The organism is Bacteroidota bacterium (assembly GCA_016183775.1).
Taxonomy (GTDB): domain Bacteria; phylum Bacteroidota; class Bacteroidia; order JABDFU01; family JABDFU01; genus JABDFU01.
In genome coordinates, this window is the sequence record JACPDY010000112.1 from 1 (window position 1) to 4,902 (window position 4,902).

The window sequence follows — 4,902 nt, forward strand, 5'->3', positions numbered from 1 at the left end:
AATGGGGGGAATGAATATTTCTTTGGTAAGGGAAGGGGTATAAAGGAATACGGTATTTGGGTATTCGACCGTTGGGGCAACCTGATCTGGGATTGCCAATACGCTGGGAAAAATACGGACTGGGACAGAATGGGTCAGGATGGTATGCCTTCTGCCTGTAAATGGGATGGAAAAGTAATGCCAGGGGGAGCTGACCTGAACTCAAACAGCGGAAACATTGCTCAGCAGGATGTCTATGTATGGAAAGTTAAACTCATAGACATTTTTGATAAGAAACATAATTATGTAGGACATGTGAGTTTGGTGAAATGAAAGTATAAATCAAACGGAGTGAATATTGTGAGCAATAGTCATATTAATTACATCATGAGAAGATCAATTCTAAATAAAGTGATCGTTTTTATAGCACTAAATACATTGTGTGATAGTAAAATATATTCTCAATGTTCTCTCAACAACGGTTCAGCGTGTGTTTGTGAAGATGGCACTTCAGCATGCCTGTTGCTTCCTGATTTGGTTATATCACATACTGCGATCACGGGAGTTAACGGGTATAAAGAATATTCGCAAAGTGGGAACACACTCTTCAATGGTCAAATACTGGTAACCGGCGCAACACCCAATACAGGATATGGCCCCTTGCATGTATTAACCGTAGATACTTTTGTATGCAGCGGTGATACAATTATCGGCAAGGCCCCTACCCTCTGCCCTGATGGAAGTAATCCGAAAATATTTGTAAAACAACGTATCTACACGAAAAATGGATCAGCAATTTCCAGCTATGATGTTTCAGCAGGAATAATGTCATATCACAATACTCATCTTCATATGCATGTTGAAGACTGGCTGTATGTCAGTCTTCGCATGAAAAATTCTTTAACGCCCGATCCCCGGCAATGGGATATAGTGGGTCAAGCAGCAAAAATCAGTTTTTGCCTGTCAGATTTTGATGAATGTTCACAAAGCAACGGATATTGCCGCGACAACGCTAACCAGGTACTTGATAGTTCCAATATCAACAATTACGGAATGGGTATACGCACTCCTGGTTGCGATAAAGAACAAAGTATCTCTGTAGGATATGTGGATATCTATCCCTTTAACACACCCGGTATGAATATCACTATCCCTTATGGCACATGTAATGGCCAATACTGGTTGGTTGTCGAAGTGGATCCAATGGATCACTTCATGGAATCAAATAATAATAATAACTGGGTTGCGGTTCCTATAAACCTGACGAAACAAAGCAATACACCTGTTGCATCCATCTCCACTAAACAAGGGAGAGTACTTTGTTCAGGAACAGATTCTATCGTATTAAAAGCCAATTTAGGAACTTCCTACCTCTGGTCGAATGGGGAAACAACACAATCCATTATAGTTAAACAAAAGGGGAACTATAGCGTTAACGTTACAAATCAATGCGGCACCGCCCTTTCAGACACCTTGAAAATAGTTGCACTTGCTGATCCCAAGATAATCCAGGTATCTGCAGATACAATCTGCCAAACAGGAAATGCCACGCTGTCAGCAAGTGGTTTTGGTGAAATGTATTGGTATGATTCGACCGGGGTTTTCCAATTTAAGGGTAACCATTTTGTAACACCCGTGATATCATCTACAACAAAGTACTTGGTTTCAGCAATTACTTCATTTGCGGCCGATACTTTTCATACCATGCAGGTGCAGACTACATTACATTTAACTGTTTTACTCCTCTTACCATACGAAGCATAAAAGTATATGCGGATTCTGTCAGGCTCAGAACATTTCAACTGTTTGATAATTTGGATAATCTACTTGAATCCATCGCGGTATTTATACCCGCCGGCGAAAGCAGAGTTGTTTTAAACTTTTCTGTAAAACCTGGTTATGGATATAAGTTATTCAGTAAAACTCCTTACCTGTGGAGGGATACAATCCCTTCTTTTTCTCCCTACAGGATTTCTAATATTATAGAATTATACGGCACAGGACAGGATAAATACTATCCGTACATGTACGACTGGGAGATCGTGACCGAAGCTAACAAGACATGTGAAAGTATCCGACAGGTTGTATTTGCACAGGTTGGCAACCGGCACTTGTTAAGTATTACTGGTTTGGATACTGTTTATAGAAATACCGATTCTGCGGTGACAATGACAGGTGTCCCTCCGGGAGGTGTTTTCTTTGGAGCTGGTGTAAACGGAAATACTTTTGACCCTTCACTCGCAGGTATCGGGACTCATACTGTTAAATACGCCTATATGGATGAGTTGGGATGCACAGACAGCACATTACTTCAGGTTACAGTAAACAGCAGCCAATCCGTCAACCAGGCAGATTCACTTTACCCAATATTCAATGTGTTTTCTAATCCCTCCTCCGGGTTATTTACGATGAAGGTTAAATCTGTTGAGCCGTACAAAATCGCAGTTTATGATATAATGGGCAATCAAATAAAAGATAAAACTTCTTTCGTCAACACAGGGGAATTAACTCTTGATCTGAGAGAGTTTCCTCAAGGCATATATACAGTAGGTATTATGACTAAAAATCATTCAGCACAAAAAAAAATAATTGTTAATTAAGCTAATTTGTTTATGAGAAAAATCTATGCCCTTGTTATTTATATGCTATTCGTACAGTTATATATATCCAGTGCAATAGCACAATGCAATTGCTCCTGTAATATTACCATCAGTACAGTTTATAATGGAAACCTTACGGTGATGACCGGGGATTCGGTATGCGTAACACCAACCGGAGTGGTCAATGGAAATATAACCCTATCCTCCGGAGGCAAATTGTGTAATGAAGGTATTATCCGAGGTGGGCTAACACTCACCAATGGTGGTGTTTTAGACAAAGAAGTATTATGTAATAAGGGTCAGTATTACCTCACCAGCCTGGCCCCTTATGTACATTGCGTAGTAAATAATTATGGCACAATGGTTATTTGTGGAGATATACCAGGAGTAAAAAGTTTTAAGGTCAACAACTATGCAGGTGCATGCTTATATGTTGGTGGAAATGTAAAAGGTGTAAACGGAACCCACCCGGATTGGTATTTAGGAGGTTAAGTTACAATCGTTGGGAATTTAGATTTTTCGAACGCTACTACTGCCACAATCACTTTTGCCGGTATGGTCAGTGTAGGTGGAAATATTTCAACATCGACTCAAACCAATCTTGTCGTGAAAAGCGGAAGTTGTGTGAATGTAGGTAATAACATTTCTCTAACTGCATTTTCTCAGATTACCGGACCAACATCCGGAGGATACGGACAGATACGTGTTGGCAACGGGATTACCAGAAGTGCTGCTACTACAGCTATATCCGGAAATGTGGATCTTTGCATACAAAATAACCCCAATATACGCCCGTCTGGTGCGGGCACCATTCCTCCTTCTGTTACATTTTGCACAAATAATGTGAATTGTGTGCCTACGCAAACATGTGCATTAAGTTGCTGTGTGAAACCTACTTTGGTTATAACCCCGATTGCTATTTGCAAAGGAGATAGCGATAGTCTCTCTGCCAGTGGAGCTACTACTTATAAATGGTCAACAGGGGATACGACCCCTAGTATTTCGGTGAGCCCTTCTGTTACTACAACCTATACAGTAATAGGAACTACCTCAGGATGCAGTGATACCGCGACGGTAGTTGTTACTGTAAATCCGACACCTATATTGTCAGTAATCCCGCAGAAAATTTGCGAAGGCAGCACAGCTACCCTTACGGCTAATGGTGCCGCCACATATTCGTGGAATACAGGAGCGCAGACTGCCGGAGTATCAGTGAGCCCTTTAACTACTACAACGTATACTGTTGTTGGAACATCTGTTGACGGTTGTAACGCCACAACAACAGTTACAGTTACAGTGAATCCAAATCCATCTATAACCACCACTGGTGCCAATGTTTGTACTGGTCAATCCGGAACTATTTCCTCCGGCGGGGCGCTCAGCTATATCTGGCAGCCGGGTAATCTTTCTGGAGCATCTCAGATATTATCTCCTGTACAAACTACTACTTATACGGTAACGGGAACAGATGCGGATGGCTGTAGCAATACGGCGGTAGCAGTAATAACAGTAAATCAAAATCCGGTAATATCTGCTACAGGTGGTTCTATCTGCAAGGGTGGAGGCAGTGTTCAGATGGGATCATCGGGTGCTGTTACATATAGTTGGATCCCCACAACTGGATTAAGCAATGCAAATATTGCAAACCCCATAGCCAGTCTACAGCAAGCTGCTACCTATACAGTTACCGGTACCGATGCTAATGGCTGTAGTAATACGGCAGTGGCATTAATAATATTAAACCCGGCTCCAACAATAACATCAGCTCTAAAAGACGTATTATGCTTTGGCTCACCGACAGGATCCATAACAGCAACGCCATCAGCAGGATCAACTCCTTATAGTTATCTGTGGAACAACGGACAAAGCAATCAAACAGCAAGCGGTTTAATTGCGGGAGCATATACAATTACCGTTACCGACGCCAATAACTGCACTGCCATTGAATCGATTACGATCACAGAACCCCCGGCGCTAATTCTTACCATAAGCGGAACTTCTGTTTGCCCAAATGCATTAGGTTCTGCAGGTACCACAGTATCCGGAGGAACCTTGAACTATACTTATCAATGGAACAATGGGCAAACAACCTCATTGGCAACGGGGTTAAGTATAGGTAATTATACCCTGACCGTTACCGATGCAAAAGGATGTACCACAACAAATACAATTTCAATAAATTCCAACCCTGCCCCCACAGCTAATTTCACGAGCAAAGCAGTATGCTTCAATAATCCCACAGTTATGATAAATAACTCAATGCCAGGCTCCGGCCTGACATACAGCTGGAATTTAGGTAATGGAAATACTTCCACCTTACAAA

Annotated in this window: 5 protein-coding genes; all 5 read left to right on the top strand. The window is 41.6% G+C overall.

The window, feature by feature from the left end; translation table 11 throughout:
- The coding region (locus tag HYU69_13715) for a hypothetical protein (protein MBI2271396.1) at positions 1-312 on the top strand (312 nt) is incomplete at its 5' end.
- A gap of 54 nt (positions 313-366) precedes the next feature.
- Entirely contained in the window at positions 367-1,743 is a 1,377-nt protein-coding gene (locus HYU69_13720; GenBank protein ID MBI2271397.1) for a hypothetical protein, read from the top strand.
- A 50-nt stretch (positions 1,744-1,793) separates the two neighbouring features.
- Positions 1,794-2,579: a T9SS type A sorting domain-containing protein gene (locus HYU69_13725; protein MBI2271398.1), complete on the top strand. Its 786-nt coding sequence runs from the start codon at positions 1,794-1,796 to the stop codon at positions 2,577-2,579.
- A gap of 12 nt (positions 2,580-2,591) precedes the next feature.
- Positions 2,592-3,071 (top strand): hypothetical protein, encoded by a 480-nt coding sequence (locus HYU69_13730; protein MBI2271399.1) that lies wholly within the window; start codon positions 2,592-2,594, stop codon positions 3,069-3,071.
- A gap of 63 nt (positions 3,072-3,134) precedes the next feature.
- The coding region (locus HYU69_13735; protein ID MBI2271400.1) for a SprB repeat-containing protein at positions 3,135-4,902 on the top strand (1,768 nt) is incomplete at its 3' end.

What these genes read in the sequence shown, in the direction of transcription:
- HYU69_13720 (MBI2271397.1), top strand. Translation starts at nt 367, where the DNA reads ATGAGAAGATCAATTCTAAATAAAGTGATCGTTTTTATAGCACTAAAT.
- HYU69_13730 (MBI2271399.1), top strand. Translation starts at nt 2,592, where the DNA reads ATGAGAAAAATCTATGCCCTTGTTATTTATATGCTATTCGTACAGTTA.